This window comes from Gemmiger formicilis, assembly GCF_018784445.1.
GTDB lineage: Bacteria > Bacillota > Clostridia > Oscillospirales > Ruminococcaceae > Gemmiger.
Map to the genome: position 1 here is coordinate 1 of NZ_WQOH01000068.1, position 14599 is coordinate 14599.

Genomic DNA, 14599 nt, shown 5'->3' on the forward strand with positions numbered 1-14599 from the left:
ACCAATCCACAGCACCTTGTCTATTGTAGCATTTTGTCCTTGGAGAGGGACTCTAATAACTACTACTTTATAATACGAGGTGGTGATGCCCTGTGGGTGAGTCATGGATCGTCAGCAACTTAAATGCCGCGCTCTCCACATGGAACGACAAGCTGGCGGAGATTTGGTCGCTGCTGACAGAAAGCCCGCAGACATTCAAGGGCGGGCAGGTCTGGGGTGTAATGACCGGTATCCACAGTGCCTTGCAGGCAATCGGCTATGGGCTGCTCGTGCTGTTTTTTGCCGTGGGTGTTATGAAAACCTGCAGCAGCTTTGTGGAAGTCAAAAAGCCCGAACACGCCCTAAAGCTGTTCATCCGCTTTGCACTGGCAAAAGGCGCGGTGACCTACGGGCTGGAATTGATGCTGGCGGTGTTCTCGATTGTGCAGGGAATGGTATCTACGATTATTTCGCAGTCTGGCTCCTCCGGCATGAGCAGCGTATCGCTGCCGCAGGAGTTGATTGACGCCATCAACAATGTGGGCTTTTGGGATAGCATCCCGCTGTGGGCGGTTACGCTGATCGGCGGGCTGCTGATTACGGTTTTATCTTTTACCATGATTCTCACGGTCTACGGCAGAATGTTCAGCCTGTGGATGTATGCAGCCATTGCGCCGATACCGCTGTCCACGTTTGCTGGCGAACCCACCAACAGCGTCGGCAAAAACTTCATCCGCAGTTACGCAGGTGTATGTTTGCAGGGCGTGGTGATTGCACTGTCCTGCATCATTTTCTCCGCCATCTCGTCCAGCCCACCCGCCGTGGATACCGGCGCATCCGTTGTCACGGCGGTATGGACCTATGTCGGGGAACTGGCGTTCAACCTGCTGGTGCTGGTGGGAGCCATCAAGGGCTGTGACCGCATTGTGAAAGAAATTATGGGATTGTAAAGCAAAAGCGACGCACCATTATGGTGCGCCGCAAATATTACGCCTGATGATAGAGAATCCATTCCAGCAAATCCGCTGCCTTTGCACGACCGCTTGCAATTTGCAAAATAATGTCAATCAGTTCTTCCTGCGTGTAGTCAAGTTCAATTCCGTTAATTGCCAGAAAAACCAGCATAACGTGGGCGCCGATGCGCTTGTTGCCATCCACGAATGGGTGATTGCAGACTAAGCCAAATCCAAGCTGTGCCGCCTTTGCCTGCACGGATGGATATAGATACTGCCCGCCGAATGTAGCAAAAGGAGCATTCAAAGCAGATTCCAATAAACCATCGTCACGGATGCCGGCAGTACCGCCAAATGTCTCCAACAGAGCATTATGCAGCCTTAAAACCTGTTCCTTGCTCAGCGTTTTCATTTGGCAAGTACCTCATAGGCTTGCTTGTTTTTGGCAATCAGACGCTTGGAGATTTCGAGAATGTCCTCGTCTTTCGCCTGTTGCTCGTCCTCGACTTGGCTGAACTCCATTAGCACATAACGCGGGACATTATTCTTTAAGATGACCGCCGCGCCGTTCTCATCAACCATCCGTGCTACACGGGAAAAATTCTGGTTGGCCTCCGTGATGGATACAAGATTGTCTGTGTTAATAACCATAATTCAATGCCTCCTTTAAGTATAGTATACACGAATTATAGGATAAATTCAACCTATTTATTAAAGAAGGAAGGAATGCAGTATAGAAATCAAAATACCGAAAGAAGTCCGCGACTACCACGAAAACATCTTTTTCGGCTTGAACACCCGGCAGTTTATTTGCTCGGTGCTGGCGGTCGGTGTTGCAGTGGGCATTTACTTTGCCTTGCAGCCGTATGTCGGCACCGAAGAAATCGGCTGGATGTGCATCTTGGGTGCCGCACCGTTTGCCGCCTGTGGATTCTTTACTTACCACGGCATGACCGCCGAACAGGTGCTTTGGGCTTGGTTCAAATCCGAAATCCTCTGCCCGAAACGCCTCGTGTTCAAGTCTGACAGTTACTATTACGAAGCCATGCAGCCCGTCATTCGCGCGGGCATAAAGCGAAAGAGAGGTTTGCCTATGAAGAAAAACACCCATGACAGCGAGGAAAATGCTTGATTAAAACCCTGTCGAAAGCGCAGAAGATGGAACGCGAAAAGTTCCGGATTCCGCGCAGTGTGCAGGACACCATTCCCATCCGCCGCATCTTTGCGGATGGGATTTTCCAAGTCGGCAACCAATATTCCAAGACGTGGTCGTTTACCGACATCAACTACGCTATCGCCGGCAAAGAGGACAAAACCAGTATGTTCCTTGATTACTCGGAACTGCTGAACGCCCTCGACTCCGGCGCATCGGCAAAAATCACAATTTACAATCGACGCATCAACAAGGCCGAGTTTGAGCGCAGCGTCCTGCTGCCCGACAAGGATGATGGTCTGGACGAATATCGCCACGAGTTTAATCAAATGCTGACCGCACAGGTCACCGGCACCAGCAACAGCATTGTGCGGGAGCGCTATCTGACCGTGAGCGTGGTGAAACGCAATGCAGACGAGGCACGCAGCTACTTTGCCCGCGTCGGCACGGATCTGGTGACACACCTTGCGCAGCTTTCCTCGGTAGCAACCGAACTAACGCTGAACGAGCGCCTGCATATTTTCCGCGACTTTTTCAAGGCCGGGGAACAGGCTGCGGCGGAGTTCAATATCCACGAACACGCCAAGCGCGGGCAGCATTTCAAGGATTGGTTCTGCCTCGACAGCATGGAATTTGCCGCCGACCATTTCAAACTGGATGCCCGCTATGGCAGGGTGCTGTATTTGCAGGACTATGCCAGCTACATCAAGGACAGCTTTGTGTCGGAACTCTGCGACCTTGACCGTGACTTGATGTTATCCATTGATATCCTGCCGGTGCCGACAGACGAGGCTGCCCGCCAGCTGCAAAGCACACTGCTGGGCGTGGAAACGAACGTTGCCAACTGGCAGCGCCGCCAGAACGCCAACAACAATTTTACCGCGACAGTTCCTTACGATATGGAACTCCAGCGCAAGGAAACCAAAGAAATGCTGGACGACCTGACCACCCGCGACCAACGAATGATGTTCGGGCTGGTGACACTGGTGCATCTGGCGGACAATAAGGAGCAGCTTGACAGCGACACCGAAACGCTCTACTCCACGGCGCGCAAGCACCTGTGCCAGCTTTCGACGCTGCGCTGGCAGCAGAAGGACGGGCTGGACACGGTGCTGCCGTATGGACTGCGAAAAATCCAAGCCCTGCGCACGCTCACCACCGAAAGCACCGCCGTGCTGATTCCGTTCCGTGCGCAGGAAATCATGGAGCCGAACGGTCTGTACTATGGGCAGAACGCCGTCAGCAAGAACATGATCGTAGCGGATCGCCGCTTGCTGCTCAACGGTAACAGCTTCCGTTTGGGCGTGTCCGGTTCCGGCAAGAGCATGAGCGCCAAGGAAGAAATCGTGCAGATCGCGCTTTCCACCGAGGATGACATTCTCATCCTCGACCCGGAGTCCGAGTTCGGCTATCTGACCGAAGCCCTTGGCGGTGAGGTCATTCATATCTCGGCCACGTCCGACACCCATATCAACGCGCTGGATATGGACCGCGCCTACGGTGATGAGCGCAACCCCATCGTCAGCAAGTCGGAGTTTGTGCTGTCGCTGTTCGAGCAGCTCATCGGTGATGGCATGGTGACCGCGAAAGAAAAGTCTATCCTCGGCCGCTGCACCGAGCAGGTGTACCTGCCCTACATTCGCAACGGCTATAAAGGCACACCGCCTACGCTGCAGGACTTTTACCGTCTGCTCCAGATGCAGCCCGAACCCGAAGCACAGGGGCTGGCGCTGTCATCTGAGCTGTTCATTACAGGCACACTGAACACCTTTGCCCGGCATACCAATGTGGACACGCAGGCGCGGATTATTGCCTACGACATCCGCGAACTGGGTGAGCAGCTTATGCCGCTGGGGATGCTGGTGACGCTGGATGCCATTTATAACCGCGTCATTCAGAACTGGAAAAAGGGGCGCAGAACATGGATTTTCTGCGATGAGTTTTATATTTTGTTCCGCTATGAGTACAGCGCCAATTTCTTTTATAAGCTGTGGAAGCGCATCCGCAAGTACAACGGACTTGTGACCGGACTGACGCAGAATGTGGACGAACTGCTGCGCTCCGACACCGCCCGCCTGATGCTGGCAAACTCGGAGTTTCTCGTGATGCTGAACCAGAGCGCCACCGACCGCGCGGAACTGGCGAAGCTGCTGAACATCTCGGACAACCAGCTTGGCTATGTGACCAACGTCCCCGCAGGCTGCGGACTGATTCGCTGCGCGGGGAATATCGTGCCTTTTACAAATTCTTTTCCCCGACATACAAAGCTATATAAATTGATGTCGACCAACCCGTCCGAGAAAAGGGAGTAAATCTTTGCATTATAAAAATAGAGGACCGCCGAAGCGGTCCCTCAGGGGTGCTGCAAACTGGAATTTATATATGTTTTTGCAAATACACCATCCGATGCAGTTTTCTATGCATCTGATGAACTTTTTTCAGTAGCGTTTCCTTTTAAGCCACCTTGGTCTTTCGCAGATACCCCCATGCTGCCAATCCAACGAGCAGAACGATCTTGATCGGTGCCGATGCCAGCAGTACATCTGCCTGAAAGAAGGCATGCCCGCCTGCATAGAGAAAATCAAAGTTGATCATTTTATACAGCAATGCATTGGAAAACCCAATGCCCCCTGCCGGAATCAGGGTGGACAGCCATTCTCCAAAGGAGCCCGGCACGACCATATAAACAATCAGCGGTGCCACCACACTGATCAGCGCCACAGACAAAGCGGTCAGGTTGTTCTTGGCCCATACGGATGCCATCAGCACAAAGGCCACCTCCGCAAAGAAGATCAGGAAGTTTGCCACCAGCATGACCCACTCCATCTGGCCAACGGTATACGGCAGCAGGCTGGTCACAGAAAACAGCCATTGCACGGAAGTTTGGGTACTTTCCCAACCAAATAGAGCATTCGTGACCATGATCCACACCACGCCGCAGAGCAGATACGCCGCCCCTGTGATACTAAACGCCGCCGCTAGCTTTGCCGCTGCTAGCCGCAGACCGCCGTTTTTTGTGCACAATTGGATGTCCTGCGCCCCGGTCTGTGCATCCGATGCAAACACCGGGGCCGCAATCACCGCGCACAGCAGGGTGAGCAGCAAGCTCAACAGGGTCTGGTAATCCATTGCGTCTGGACTGACCCCAAATGAATAGGTGAACGGTCTTTGTACAGCATCGAACTTTTTCTGTGCAATGGCCTGCGCCTGCTCATAGCCGGGCTTTCCGCTTTGTTCCAGCCAGATCACCGATTCCAGCCGTTTTGGGAGCTGGCTGTAAAAGTTCTGCATATCCTCTGCGGTCAGCCCCATCACGCCCGGTGCCATGCCGGTTTTCGGGTCGGCAAAGGCTTCCTTTGCGTTGTTCACAAGAGGCTGATACCGGGCAAGTTCTTTATAAAACACCTCGACCGGGATATCGTTGATGGAGCTTGCATCATACTGCCGGTACACCCGCTGATAGGCTTCCAGTGCTTCCTGCATGACATCCGGCGTGATGGTACCGGATACCTGCTGCTCCTGCCGTTTCCGAATTGCTTTCAGACCCGTGTAACACACTTCGTTTCCGCTGGCATCCAGTTCCGTCCAGCCGATAAAGGTCACCGGCAGATATGCCATAACCACGGCCAGCACCAGTGCAATGGCCAGCAGAATAGCTGTCATACGAGTTTTGCACACACGTTTCAATTCCAAACGATACAGGTTCATTTTGCTTCCTCCATTTCCTCCGGGAACAGCCACAGATACAGATCTTCCAGCCGGGGCTGTGCCGGGACGTTGTCCGGCAGCTGCGGTGCATCTGCCAGATACCGCAATGTTACCGTCCCATCCGGCTCGTTGCGCAGGTTCACCACCCGCAGCCGGTGCTCCCACCGGGAGAGCGTTTCCGTCGGGATATTTCCTTGCCAGACTTTGCCCTCAATCCGCTTTACCAGCCCTTCGGTGGTGTCCTTCGCAATGATCTTACCAGCCTTCATCACGGCATTTTCGGCCGCAATGTATTCCACATCCGAAACGATATGCGTTGAAATAAGAACGATTCGTTCCTGTGCAAACTCCGACAGCAGATTGCGGAACCGCACCCGTTCTCCAGGGTCCAGCCCTGCCGTGGGCTCATCTAGAATTAAAAATTCTGGGTCGTTGAGCAGTGCCTGTGCGATACCAACCCGGCGCTTCATACCGCCGGAAAGCTTCACAATCTTTTTGCGGCGCACCTCAGTCAGGCTTACCCGCTCCAGCAGTGCGTCGATCTGCCGGGCAGCCTCTGTACGCGGCAGACCCTTGAGTGCCGCCATATATTCCAGATAGTCCTGCACCGTGAATTCCGGGTAAAACCCGAATTCCTGCGGCAGATACCCCAGCTTTTCCCGGTAGGCCGCACCAAGCGTCCCAATCTCCACCCCATCGCACAAAATCCGGCCACTGCTGGGCCGCAGAATGCCCGCCAGCATCCGCATTAAGGTTGTTTTGCCTGCACCGTTCGCCCCCAGCAGTCCCCACACACCCGGCGTGAGAGTGATGGACACATCATCCACCGCCGTTTTATCCCGGTATCGCTTTGTAATATTCTGAATTTTCAGTTCCATGACTTGTTCCTTTCAATCTTCTGCAATATATTCTGACCGGGCGGCAAGCCGGATGCACTGCAACACCATACAGAGCACCAGCACGCCCGCCGCCAGTGGCAGACCTTTCGGCAGTTCCGATAATTGCACGAACCGCAGCAAACACAGCTGCCCTGCAAACAGTGGTACAGCCCCGGTCATCATCCATTCCGGGCGCACCCAGCGCAGCAGCAGAAGCAGCTCATTGTTTGCGGTCAGGAATGGCACGGTCAGCACCGCCAGCAGTCGCCCGATGCTCCATGGCACGGCTGCCCGCACATTGAGTACCAGCACTCCCAGCAGGATTGTTTCCCCCGCCAGCAGCAGCAAAAACCGCATCACCAGCGGACGACCGACTCCTGCATATGTGGCATGTTCCAGTTCAAGCATCTTATATTGACTTGCCCGGTATAAAAACGGCAGACCGAGCAGGGCTGTCAGCATGGCAAGTGTGCTCAGACCAAACAGTGCATTGCGTAATGTCCATGCCTTCTCCCACAGGGCAAGTTCCCGACCCACACTGTACAACGCCAGTGCCGCCATTGCTTCCAACGCCCAGACCTTCCAGCCCAGCAATTTGAACTGGCAGTGCAGCAAATCACGCCAATCACTCCGTTGTTTTACGACATGTTCCGCCCGGCAGCGGCGCAGCAGCGTTTCCGGGACAGCTGTGTCCGGCTCTGCCGCCAGTGCTCTGGACAGTTCTTTTTCAAAGGCTCGATTCATCTCCAGTCCTCCTTTTCCAATTGCATTTTCAAGGTTTTCAATGCGGCACGCAGGCGGGACTGCACCGTGCGCAGGGGCAGACCTGTGATCTGCGCGATCTCCCGTAATTTAAGCTGTTGTGCGAACCGCAGCAATACTAGTTCCCGCTGTTCCGGCTCCAACTGGGCCGTCAGCGCTCGCAGGTTTGCTTTCTCCTCTGCCGCAGCAAAGCCGCTTTCCTGATAGGCGGGTTCGTCCGGCAAGCTCTCCAGCGATACCTCCGTCCGCTTCATCGTACGGTTCAGATCGATGCAAATGTTTTTTGCGATTTTGTACAGAAAGGGACGGAATGCCCCCTGAAATCCACCACAGGAATCCAGCCAGCACACCGCTTTCAAAAAGGTTTCCTGTGCTGCATCCTGCGCCTGCTGCTCGTCCGCTGTATGCCAACGGCAATAGTTCAGAATTTGTGGATAGTACGCTGTAATCAGAGTGTCCAGCGCACCCGTATCTCCGCTCTGCGCTTTCCGCAGCAATAATTCTGTCTGGATACGGTTCACCCCCTTCCTGTCTATTAAAACGTTCAACATCATCAAAATGATTTCTGTTTTTTCAAAAATTTCAAATAATTGCCTTTATTATGTTCTTACCAGTTCTTGCAGTCGGATGGCGACCTCGAGTCGGTGCAGGGTAACATCGGCCATGCGACTGCCGCCGTTTTAATGGATACCTACGCCCACACACAGGACAAGCCCCGGCTGGAGCTGACCGAGAAGATCGAGGCAAACTTCTATTCCCCAAATATGTCCCCGGCAGCACCCCAACCCCGGCAAAACGAAAAGCCGGCGGCAACAAAAATCTCCGGCAAGGAGATTCTTGAAGCCATCCGGCTGATGGACGCAGACGAACGCAGAGAGTTGACGAGAGCCTTGTTCGCCTAACTTTTCTTCCTTTTATGCAAAGGAAAGCAGGCAGTGCGCATCTTGCGCAAAAAGACTTGATATTCGGGAAATGTGCAACTGGTGTGCAGAAAGTGTGCAGCCGCTTTCCTGCATAAAGGAAGAACGCAAAATCTTACGATTTTACGTTCAGAATTTGGTGCAGTAAAGCAATCCAAATCCGAACCATTTCTCTTTGATGCGACTTCTGCCGCTTCCTCAAATGTGATGGCCTGTGTATCGTTGATGATTACACCTATCATGCAATTTCAAGATGGACAAAGTCTATGTCCACCTGTTCCTTTATAATAGCAGCGTAGAGCATAACAAATCTCAAAAAGGGTGATTGTATGAAAAAATGATACCTTTCTCAAGATAGCGGTCAACCATACTTTCCTGTTCATCAGCTAATAGCAATAATGACATGAATTGCTTTTTTTCTTTCACTTCTCGGATTTTCAAACATGTTTTAGTGCTGCAAAATATTGTTTTCCAAATCCCCGCAGTCCTTGAACATATCTATATTATACATCGTCCGTTTTTCCTTTGCAAACCGATTCCGAGAAAGGACACCCTATGTTGAAATTCTACCGCATCCCGCTTTTACCCCTTGCCGCTGTTTTTCTTGCAAGTACCGCAGGTATTGCCCGCTATGTCGCCGACTCCTGTACGCAAGCGCGAATGTATCGGCAGCTTGCCGCACAGACAGAAAATTTCCCCGGTGACGCCGCGTCAACGGGGAATGATTTTTTGCCGCAGTATCAGGCGCCGTACACGCAAAACAGCGACCTCGCCGGGTGGATACAGATTGACGGCACCAACATCAACTACCCGGTCATGCAGTCAAAGCATGACCCCGACTTTTACCTAAAGCACAACTTTGAAAAAGCCGACTCCCCGCATGGCTGCCCGTATGTGCAGGCAAACTGCGACCTGCAAACGCAATCCGACAACATCCTTGTGTACGGACACAACATGAAGGACGGCACTATGTTCTCCGACCTGCTGCAATACAAGCGCGAATCCTTTTGGGAGCAGCATAGAATTATCCGATTTGATACCCTGACGGCACAGACAGAATATACCGTGATGGCGGTATTTCAGGGCGAAGCGGAGGACAAGTTTGCCTATTATCGATGTACCGATGCCGAAACACCGCAGGAATTTGCCGCTTATGTGGACGCCTGCAAGAACGCCGCCCTGTACGAAACCGGCGTGACGGCGGCTTATGGGGACAAGCTGCTTACGCTGTCCACCTGCGACGATTCCGGCAAAAACAGCAGGGTGGTCGTTGTGGCAAAGCGTATAACCGAACCGAGGTGAGAGTATGAGAACGCCAAAAGAGAATAAACAAAAACTCCGCGACCATACCCCCAAAAGTACGGCAGGGACGATACCGAAAGCCGCCCTAAAAGCGGTGTGGCTAAAAACGAAGGAACAAGCCCGCACCGCCGCGCGGGAAAATGACACCGAATCCCGACAGCAGGAACCGACAGATTTTGCGGGTTCGGCTGCGGAACAGTCGGCATCTTTTGTGTTGCGTCAGGGGCGGAAATTGGCAGAAACCCAAGCCCGACAGCGCCGCCAAAAGGAGGCTGCTGCCCGCGCCCACGCCGCCGGTGAGCGCGGTGTCAGCCCGAAACAAGTCGAGTGCGGCACGCTGCCCGATGCGGCGCAACGCCCGCGCCGTGGGGCAGATTTGCCCCGCCAGCGGGCAAAAGAAAAAGTCGTCACCGCCAAGACCGCACCGCGCGATATTCGCGGCGTGACCCAAAGTCAGCGCTGGACACGCACCGCCGCAAATGAAACGGTGCGGAACATAACGAACCAAGCGCAAATGCAGATCCGCACACGCCAAGTGCAGATTGCTATCCAGAAAGCCGCCAGCAGCACCCGCAAGACAGTTGCGGCGGTACGCTCGGCTATCCGGAACTTTCTTGCCGATTTGCACAGCCTTACAGCGATTCTTGCAGCGGGCGCAGGTGCGGCACTGGGCATTGTTATCGTCATCTGCCTTGTGGCGTTTGTATCCGGTTCGCCTTACGGCATTTTCTTTGCCGCCGATGCCCCCAACGCAGCGTCCGTCGCCGTGCGCGAAGCCGTAGAAACCCTGACCGAAGAGTACCGCGACAGACTGGAAACAATCTCCGATACGGTACAGCACGACCGCCAAGACATTACCGCCAACGATGATGTATACTACATCCGCTGGCAAGATGTCTTGGCGGTCTTTTCATCGTATGTTTCGGGCAATGAGCAGGGCGCACCCGTTGCGGCGCTGACAAAGGAACAGGTGGACAAGCTGCGGGAAACTATGTGGGCGATGAATGCAGTGGACTATTCCACCCACCCGGAGACGACTACCATAGACACTACCGATGAGGATGGCAACCCGACTACCACAGAAATAACCGAAACCGTCCTCGTAATCGAACTTACCCACAAAACGCCGAGCGAAATGGCGGCAGATTATCATTTCACCACCCGCCAGAACACCTACCTACAACTTTTACAAGACCCGCAGTACGAAGAACTGTGGGCGGAACTGCTCGGCGGCTTTGCACAGGGCGGGGGAGAGGTCATGTCTCCTGACAGCACCCGCACGCCAACGGGCACGCTGCAATGGCCACTGCCGGTTGCGGGTACGATTACCTCGCAGTTCGGCCACCGCGTGGACCCCATCACTGGCGAAGTCAGCTCACATACTGGCACCGACATTGCTTGCGCCGAGGGCACACCCATCCTTGCCGCTGCAGACGGCATCGTCACCGTTGCCAATGGCCTTGACAGCTGGGGCGGCAGCTACGGCTATTACATCCAAATCGACCATGGCGGCGGGCTGGAAACATTGTACGCCCACTGTTCGTCCATCTGCGTCACCACCGGCCAGCAGGTGCAGGCCGGGCAGGTCATTGGCTATGTTGGTCACACCGGGCGGGTGACAGGCAGCCATCTGCATCTGGAAGTAAGAATCGAGGGCAACCGTGCGGATGCAATGCAATACTTTACACTATAAAGTTTAAGAGAATCTTTGACGGCTGTTGAAACAGTGTGCAAAAACAAAATCGTCTGTTTTTATTTTGCAAACCTATTACGAGAAAGGGCACGCTACATGCGCATAGGTTGATGAAATACCCCTGCCCAAAATGAAAAGATGACGAATGTGTATATAATGTAATTACACTGTAAAATATTGTAAAAGCCCTTGATTTTGCAGTTCCTGTGTGCCATTATAAATGCCAGAAAGTATAGTGAAGGCGGCGGTTATCATGAGTACGACGATCTATCTAATCCGGCACGGGGAAACGGCAGGGAATGCAGAGGTGCGCTATATCGGATGGACAGATATTCCATTGGATGCAAAAGGCGTTGTGCAGGCTCAAGAGCTTTGCTATAAGCTGCAGCAATGCGCCATTGAGGAAATCTATGCAAGTCCCTTACAGCGGGCAATCGCTACGGCAGCACCGATTGCAGAAGTGCTGAGAAAACAAATTCACATCGAAAACGGCCTGAAGGAGATCAACTGCGGCGCATGGGAAACGCTCACCGCGAAGCAAGTTTGTGAGAAATGGCCAAAGGAGCTGGATCACTGGGCAAACCACCCTGATAAGCTGAAAATTCCGGAGGGGGACTCCTTTGCCGATGTGCAAAAACGGATGATCTCTGCGCTGGGGGCCATTGCACGGGCCAATCAGGGCAAAAATGTCGCGGTGGTCTCCCATATGGGGGCAATTCTGACAGTGGGGTGTTACCTGACGAATACGCCGATCCGGGATCTGTGGTCGCTCGGTCAGCCGGGCAATACATCTATTTCCAAAATCGTCTACGATGATGATTTGAATCCGCGATTGATTGGTTGGGCAGACGAAAGCTATCTGCCAATCAGCCTACAAAGCAGTGCGCAGGTTGTCGCCGGCTTTGAGGGGCCACAGCCGACAGAAAAAGCAATATGACAATGGCCATCAGGGATCTGGCAGATGCCGGATCCCTGATGGTTATTTTTTAGGTGCGCCCAGCATGGGCAACAACTAGGTTGTGCAAGACCACTACGTGCTCGGCAGTAGGAAGTGTTAACCGAAAGCAAGGGTGACCACCGTGCGGTGAAACCTGAAGGAACCGGGGTGTCAGCGGGAAAAAACGCTGGCGGGCAAACTCCAGAACCGACGAACAGAAATTACATAGTAAAATGTTGGTAAAATGTATTTTTTCCGGTGTGAAAACGATGGCCTCATACGTTATAGTAATAAGAGAAACCATCTGGGGGGCTGCAATGGAGCGAACGGAAGTGCTGCGCTTATATGATCACCACAGCGATGCGGTGTATCGGTTGGCGTATAGTTATTTGATGAATCGAGATGATGCACAAGACATTGTTCAAGACGTATTCTTAAAACTTCTTGAGAAAAATCATTCTATAAAAACAGAATCTGAAGATGCGTTTTTGGCGAGGATAACTGTAAACTGTTGTAAGGATTTACTGCGAAAAAATAAGCACAGGCAATATATTCCACTTGATAATGTGGATATTCCAAGTGAAACGGACTTTCAAGACCAAGAAGAAATAATGCACGCACTGATGAAAATTGACCCCCAATATCGAATTGTTATTTATCTTTACTATTATGTGGGGTATAGACCAAGCGAAATGGCAAAAATTCTAAAGCTCACTGAATCTGGGGTGTCTATGCGCATGACTCGTGCACGTAGACAACTCAAATTGTTACTCGGAGAGGAGACTTTTAATGAAAGCTTCTTATAAAGACAGTATGCAAAATGTTGTGCTTGGAGAAAGTGAAAAAACAAAAATTCGCAGAGTGATTCTTGACGCTGCTGTGCCAGTAAAACAACATGGCAACATTCTACATTGGAAATACATGGTTGTGATTGCGGCATTGTTTTTGGCTGGTGCTGGAATATACCAAAGTGTGAAACTGAACTGGAAAAGTGAGCAGTATGGGCAATATGAGTTTGAGATTGCGACTTCTGATTATAGAACACCGAAAGAAGATGTGTCAAACGATTTTTTGCAGGATGCAAAGGAACAAGCAAGTGCAAATACTGACAGGAAAGCCTTTTATGAAGTTGACAGTTGGCAAAGTGCTGTAAATAAAATAGGACTTAGTATGTTAAGCAGCAGGTGGTTGCAAGATAACTTGAATAATCCAGAGCCAAGGGTGGGCATTACAGCAGAATGTGATGAAGAAGGAAATGTTGAAAAAGTCTTTGCATCAGCGCTATACAAAGCAAATGATAATGAAGAAAATGACTATACTGTGTGGTATACAGCCGAGACACAAATAGGAGCAGAAAGTCAAAGCGATTCGTTGACGGTGGGGAATATAGGAATAGCGGACACTACATTTATGCAGTACACATTGCCGTATGGAACAAAGATACAGATTGCGATAACAAAGAATGGTGGAAAAGTTCGTCAAATTAACACATACTTTGTGAAAGATAATATTCTGTATCATATATACGCAGATGTGTGGGCGCAGGAGTCAGGGCGAGCAGACATACCAATAAATGACTTCCTTGCAATATTGGACGAAATGGAAGAATGTGCCCCAAGAAATTGAATCCTTATATATTGAGCATAGATAACACGCTAGGAGGGAAATGATGAATAAAGCAGTATCGTTTTTTATGGCAATTCTTGCTTTGGTGGTAATGATTCCTATGGCAGCTTTAGCGCAGGGATCAAATACAAGTACGGCCAAAGGAAATGAAACAACAGAAAAAACCTATGACCAGGGCATTCGAGACATCGAACTTGATGATGGTACGATTGTAAAGGTTGGCTTTTCTTCGACCGAATCTTCGAGCTCGATTATGCCCAAAAGTGGATGCGCTAACGGTAATCATACAAGCAAGCATTATTATGGCACCGTTGATGCAACCAGAATTCATCAGGCGCCTGCAAGCCATCCATGCTATTGCACAGTGGTATATTCTCAAGATTGGCAGTGCAGTGCGTGCAATTCTTCTGGAACGGATAGGCGTTCTGTTCTCGTTTGGTGCCCAAGTAGCAATACAGTAGATGACGAGACATGGCCGGATTTGAGTTGTACTTTTGAAGGATAACTAAGCAGCAGAGCTTTGTACGGTGTTCATTATATAAGGATTGAAAAGTAGTACTGGACTTAGCACATAGTAAGCGCAATAAAATCCCCAAGGCAGTATTGAGTGAACAGCACCCCATTTGTTAGACAGTATGATATACTATCTAACAAGTGGGGTGTTTTGCTATGCCAAAAGGAGTACCAA

16 protein-coding genes and 1 pseudogene are annotated in these 14599 nt (G+C 51.5%); 10 read left to right on the plus strand and 7 right to left on the minus strand.

The genetic code is table 11. From position 1 onward, the window contains the following. The first annotated feature begins 92 nt into the window (after window positions 1-92). Entirely contained in the window at window positions 93-929 is an 837-nt protein-coding gene (locus tag GPK89_RS14620; RefSeq protein WP_215694276.1) for a hypothetical protein, read from the plus strand. A gap of 37 nt (window positions 930-966) precedes the next feature. On the opposite strand, the gene GPK89_RS14625 is transcribed toward GPK89_RS14620, so the two are convergent. Further along, entirely contained in the window at window positions 967-1344 is a 378-nt protein-coding gene (locus tag GPK89_RS14625) for a type II toxin-antitoxin system death-on-curing family toxin (RefSeq protein WP_215694278.1), read from the minus strand. Continuing rightward, complete coding sequence (locus GPK89_RS14630; protein ID WP_078785336.1) at window positions 1341-1583, minus strand: type II toxin-antitoxin system Phd/YefM family antitoxin; 243 nt, start codon at window positions 1581-1583, stop codon at window positions 1341-1343. Before GPK89_RS14630 ends, GPK89_RS14625 begins: the two co-directional genes overlap by 4 nt. Window positions 1584-1665: 82 nt before the next feature. Here GPK89_RS14630 and GPK89_RS14635 point away from each other — a divergent pair, with 82 nt between their 5' ends. Beyond that, window positions 1666-2064 (plus strand): PrgI family mobile element protein, encoded by a 399-nt coding sequence (locus GPK89_RS14635; RefSeq protein ID WP_215694295.1) that lies wholly within the window; start codon window positions 1666-1668, stop codon window positions 2062-2064. After that, window positions 2061-4397, plus strand: a complete 2337-nt coding sequence (locus GPK89_RS14640) for a VirB4-like conjugal transfer ATPase, CD1110 family (RefSeq protein ID WP_430750611.1) — start codon at window positions 2061-2063, stop codon at window positions 4395-4397. The genes GPK89_RS14635 and GPK89_RS14640 overlap by 4 nt, the downstream gene beginning before the upstream one ends. A gap of 142 nt (window positions 4398-4539) precedes the next feature. Here GPK89_RS14640 and GPK89_RS14645 read toward each other — a convergent pair whose 3' ends face one another. The 4 genes from GPK89_RS14645 to GPK89_RS14660 are packed head-to-tail and all read right to left on the minus strand — an operon-like array spanning window position 4540 to window position 7954. After that, window positions 4540-5793 carry an ABC transporter permease subunit gene (locus GPK89_RS14645; protein WP_215694280.1) on the minus strand — a complete coding sequence of 418 codons (1254 nt, stop codon included), beginning with the start codon at window positions 5791-5793 and terminating at the stop codon, window positions 4540-4542. Continuing rightward, the gene (locus GPK89_RS14650; protein ID WP_215694282.1) at window positions 5790-6671 is read right to left on the minus strand and encodes an ABC transporter ATP-binding protein; all 882 of its coding nucleotides are present in this window, start codon (window positions 6669-6671) and stop codon (window positions 5790-5792) included. The genes GPK89_RS14645 and GPK89_RS14650 overlap by 4 nt, the downstream gene beginning before the upstream one ends. A gap of 12 nt (window positions 6672-6683) precedes the next feature. Continuing rightward, window positions 6684-7415 carry a hypothetical protein gene (locus GPK89_RS14655; protein ID WP_215694284.1) on the minus strand — a complete coding sequence of 244 codons (732 nt, stop codon included), beginning with the start codon at window positions 7413-7415 and terminating at the stop codon, window positions 6684-6686. After that, on the minus strand, window positions 7412-7954 hold the full coding sequence (locus GPK89_RS14660) for an RNA polymerase sigma factor (protein ID WP_346344864.1): 543 nt from the start codon (window positions 7952-7954) through the stop codon (window positions 7412-7414). The genes GPK89_RS14655 and GPK89_RS14660 overlap by 4 nt, the downstream gene beginning before the upstream one ends. Window positions 7955-8023: 69 nt before the next feature. Here GPK89_RS14660 and GPK89_RS14665 point away from each other — a divergent pair, with 69 nt between their 5' ends. Beyond that, the gene (locus tag GPK89_RS14665; protein WP_252261699.1) at window positions 8024-8335 is read left to right on the plus strand and encodes a hypothetical protein; all 312 of its coding nucleotides are present in this window, start codon (window positions 8024-8026) and stop codon (window positions 8333-8335) included. A gap of 351 nt (window positions 8336-8686) precedes the next feature. On the opposite strand, the pseudogene GPK89_RS16385 reads toward GPK89_RS14665, so the two are convergent. Then, window positions 8687-8794 (minus strand): annotated as a pseudogene (locus tag GPK89_RS16385) (GNAT family N-acetyltransferase); the annotation flags it as partial. 114 nt (window positions 8795-8908) lie between these two features. Here GPK89_RS16385 and srtB point away from each other — a divergent pair. The 6 genes from srtB to GPK89_RS14695 all read left to right on the plus strand — a co-directional run bounded on the left by srtB (window position 8909) and on the right by GPK89_RS14695 (window position 14416). Continuing rightward, the gene (srtB, locus tag GPK89_RS14670; RefSeq protein ID WP_252261700.1) at window positions 8909-9655 is read left to right on the plus strand and encodes a class B sortase; all 747 of its coding nucleotides are present in this window, start codon (window positions 8909-8911) and stop codon (window positions 9653-9655) included. Between the two features lie 4 nt (window positions 9656-9659). Further along, window positions 9660-11348 carry a M23 family metallopeptidase gene (locus tag GPK89_RS16390; RefSeq protein ID WP_252261701.1) on the plus strand — a complete coding sequence of 563 codons (1689 nt, stop codon included), beginning with the start codon at window positions 9660-9662 and terminating at the stop codon, window positions 11346-11348. A gap of 253 nt (window positions 11349-11601) precedes the next feature. After that, window positions 11602-12285, plus strand: coding sequence for a histidine phosphatase family protein (locus GPK89_RS14680; protein WP_215694286.1), 684 nt, complete (start codon window positions 11602-11604; stop codon window positions 12283-12285). A gap of 317 nt (window positions 12286-12602) precedes the next feature. Further along, the gene (locus tag GPK89_RS14685) at window positions 12603-13091 is read left to right on the plus strand and encodes an RNA polymerase sigma factor (protein WP_215694288.1); all 489 of its coding nucleotides are present in this window, start codon (window positions 12603-12605) and stop codon (window positions 13089-13091) included. Then, entirely contained in the window at window positions 13075-13911 is an 837-nt protein-coding gene (locus tag GPK89_RS14690) for a hypothetical protein (RefSeq protein ID WP_215694290.1), read from the plus strand. The genes GPK89_RS14685 and GPK89_RS14690 overlap by 17 nt, the downstream gene beginning before the upstream one ends. A gap of 43 nt (window positions 13912-13954) precedes the next feature. Next, window positions 13955-14416 (plus strand): hypothetical protein, encoded by a 462-nt coding sequence (locus GPK89_RS14695; protein ID WP_215694293.1) that lies wholly within the window; start codon window positions 13955-13957, stop codon window positions 14414-14416. Window positions 14417-14599 lie beyond the last annotated feature (183 nt).

Bases quoted from the DNA above. Each gene is read 5' to 3' on its own strand.
- GPK89_RS14625 (WP_215694278.1), bottom strand. From the start codon at position 1,344: ATGAAAACGCTGAGCAAGGAACAGGTTTTAAGGCTGCATAATGCTCTG.
- GPK89_RS14630 (WP_078785336.1), bottom strand. From the start codon at position 1,583: ATGGTTATTAACACAGACAATCTTGTATCCATCACGGAGGCCAACCAG.
- GPK89_RS14645 (WP_215694280.1), bottom strand. From the start codon at position 5,793: ATGAACCTGTATCGTTTGGAATTGAAACGTGTGTGCAAAACTCGTATG.
- GPK89_RS14650 (WP_215694282.1), bottom strand. From the start codon at position 6,671: ATGGAACTGAAAATTCAGAATATTACAAAGCGATACCGGGATAAAACG.
- GPK89_RS14655 (WP_215694284.1), bottom strand. From the start codon at position 7,415: ATGAATCGAGCCTTTGAAAAAGAACTGTCCAGAGCACTGGCGGCAGAG.
- srtB (WP_252261700.1), top strand. From the start codon at position 8,909: ATGTTGAAATTCTACCGCATCCCGCTTTTACCCCTTGCCGCTGTTTTT.
- GPK89_RS16390 (WP_252261701.1), top strand. From the start codon at position 9,660: ATGAGAACGCCAAAAGAGAATAAACAAAAACTCCGCGACCATACCCCC.
- GPK89_RS14680 (WP_215694286.1), top strand. From the start codon at position 11,602: ATGAGTACGACGATCTATCTAATCCGGCACGGGGAAACGGCAGGGAAT.
- GPK89_RS14685 (WP_215694288.1), top strand. From the start codon at position 12,603: ATGGAGCGAACGGAAGTGCTGCGCTTATATGATCACCACAGCGATGCG.
- GPK89_RS14690 (WP_215694290.1), top strand. From the start codon at position 13,075: ATGAAAGCTTCTTATAAAGACAGTATGCAAAATGTTGTGCTTGGAGAA.
- GPK89_RS14695 (WP_215694293.1), top strand. From the start codon at position 13,955: ATGAATAAAGCAGTATCGTTTTTTATGGCAATTCTTGCTTTGGTGGTA.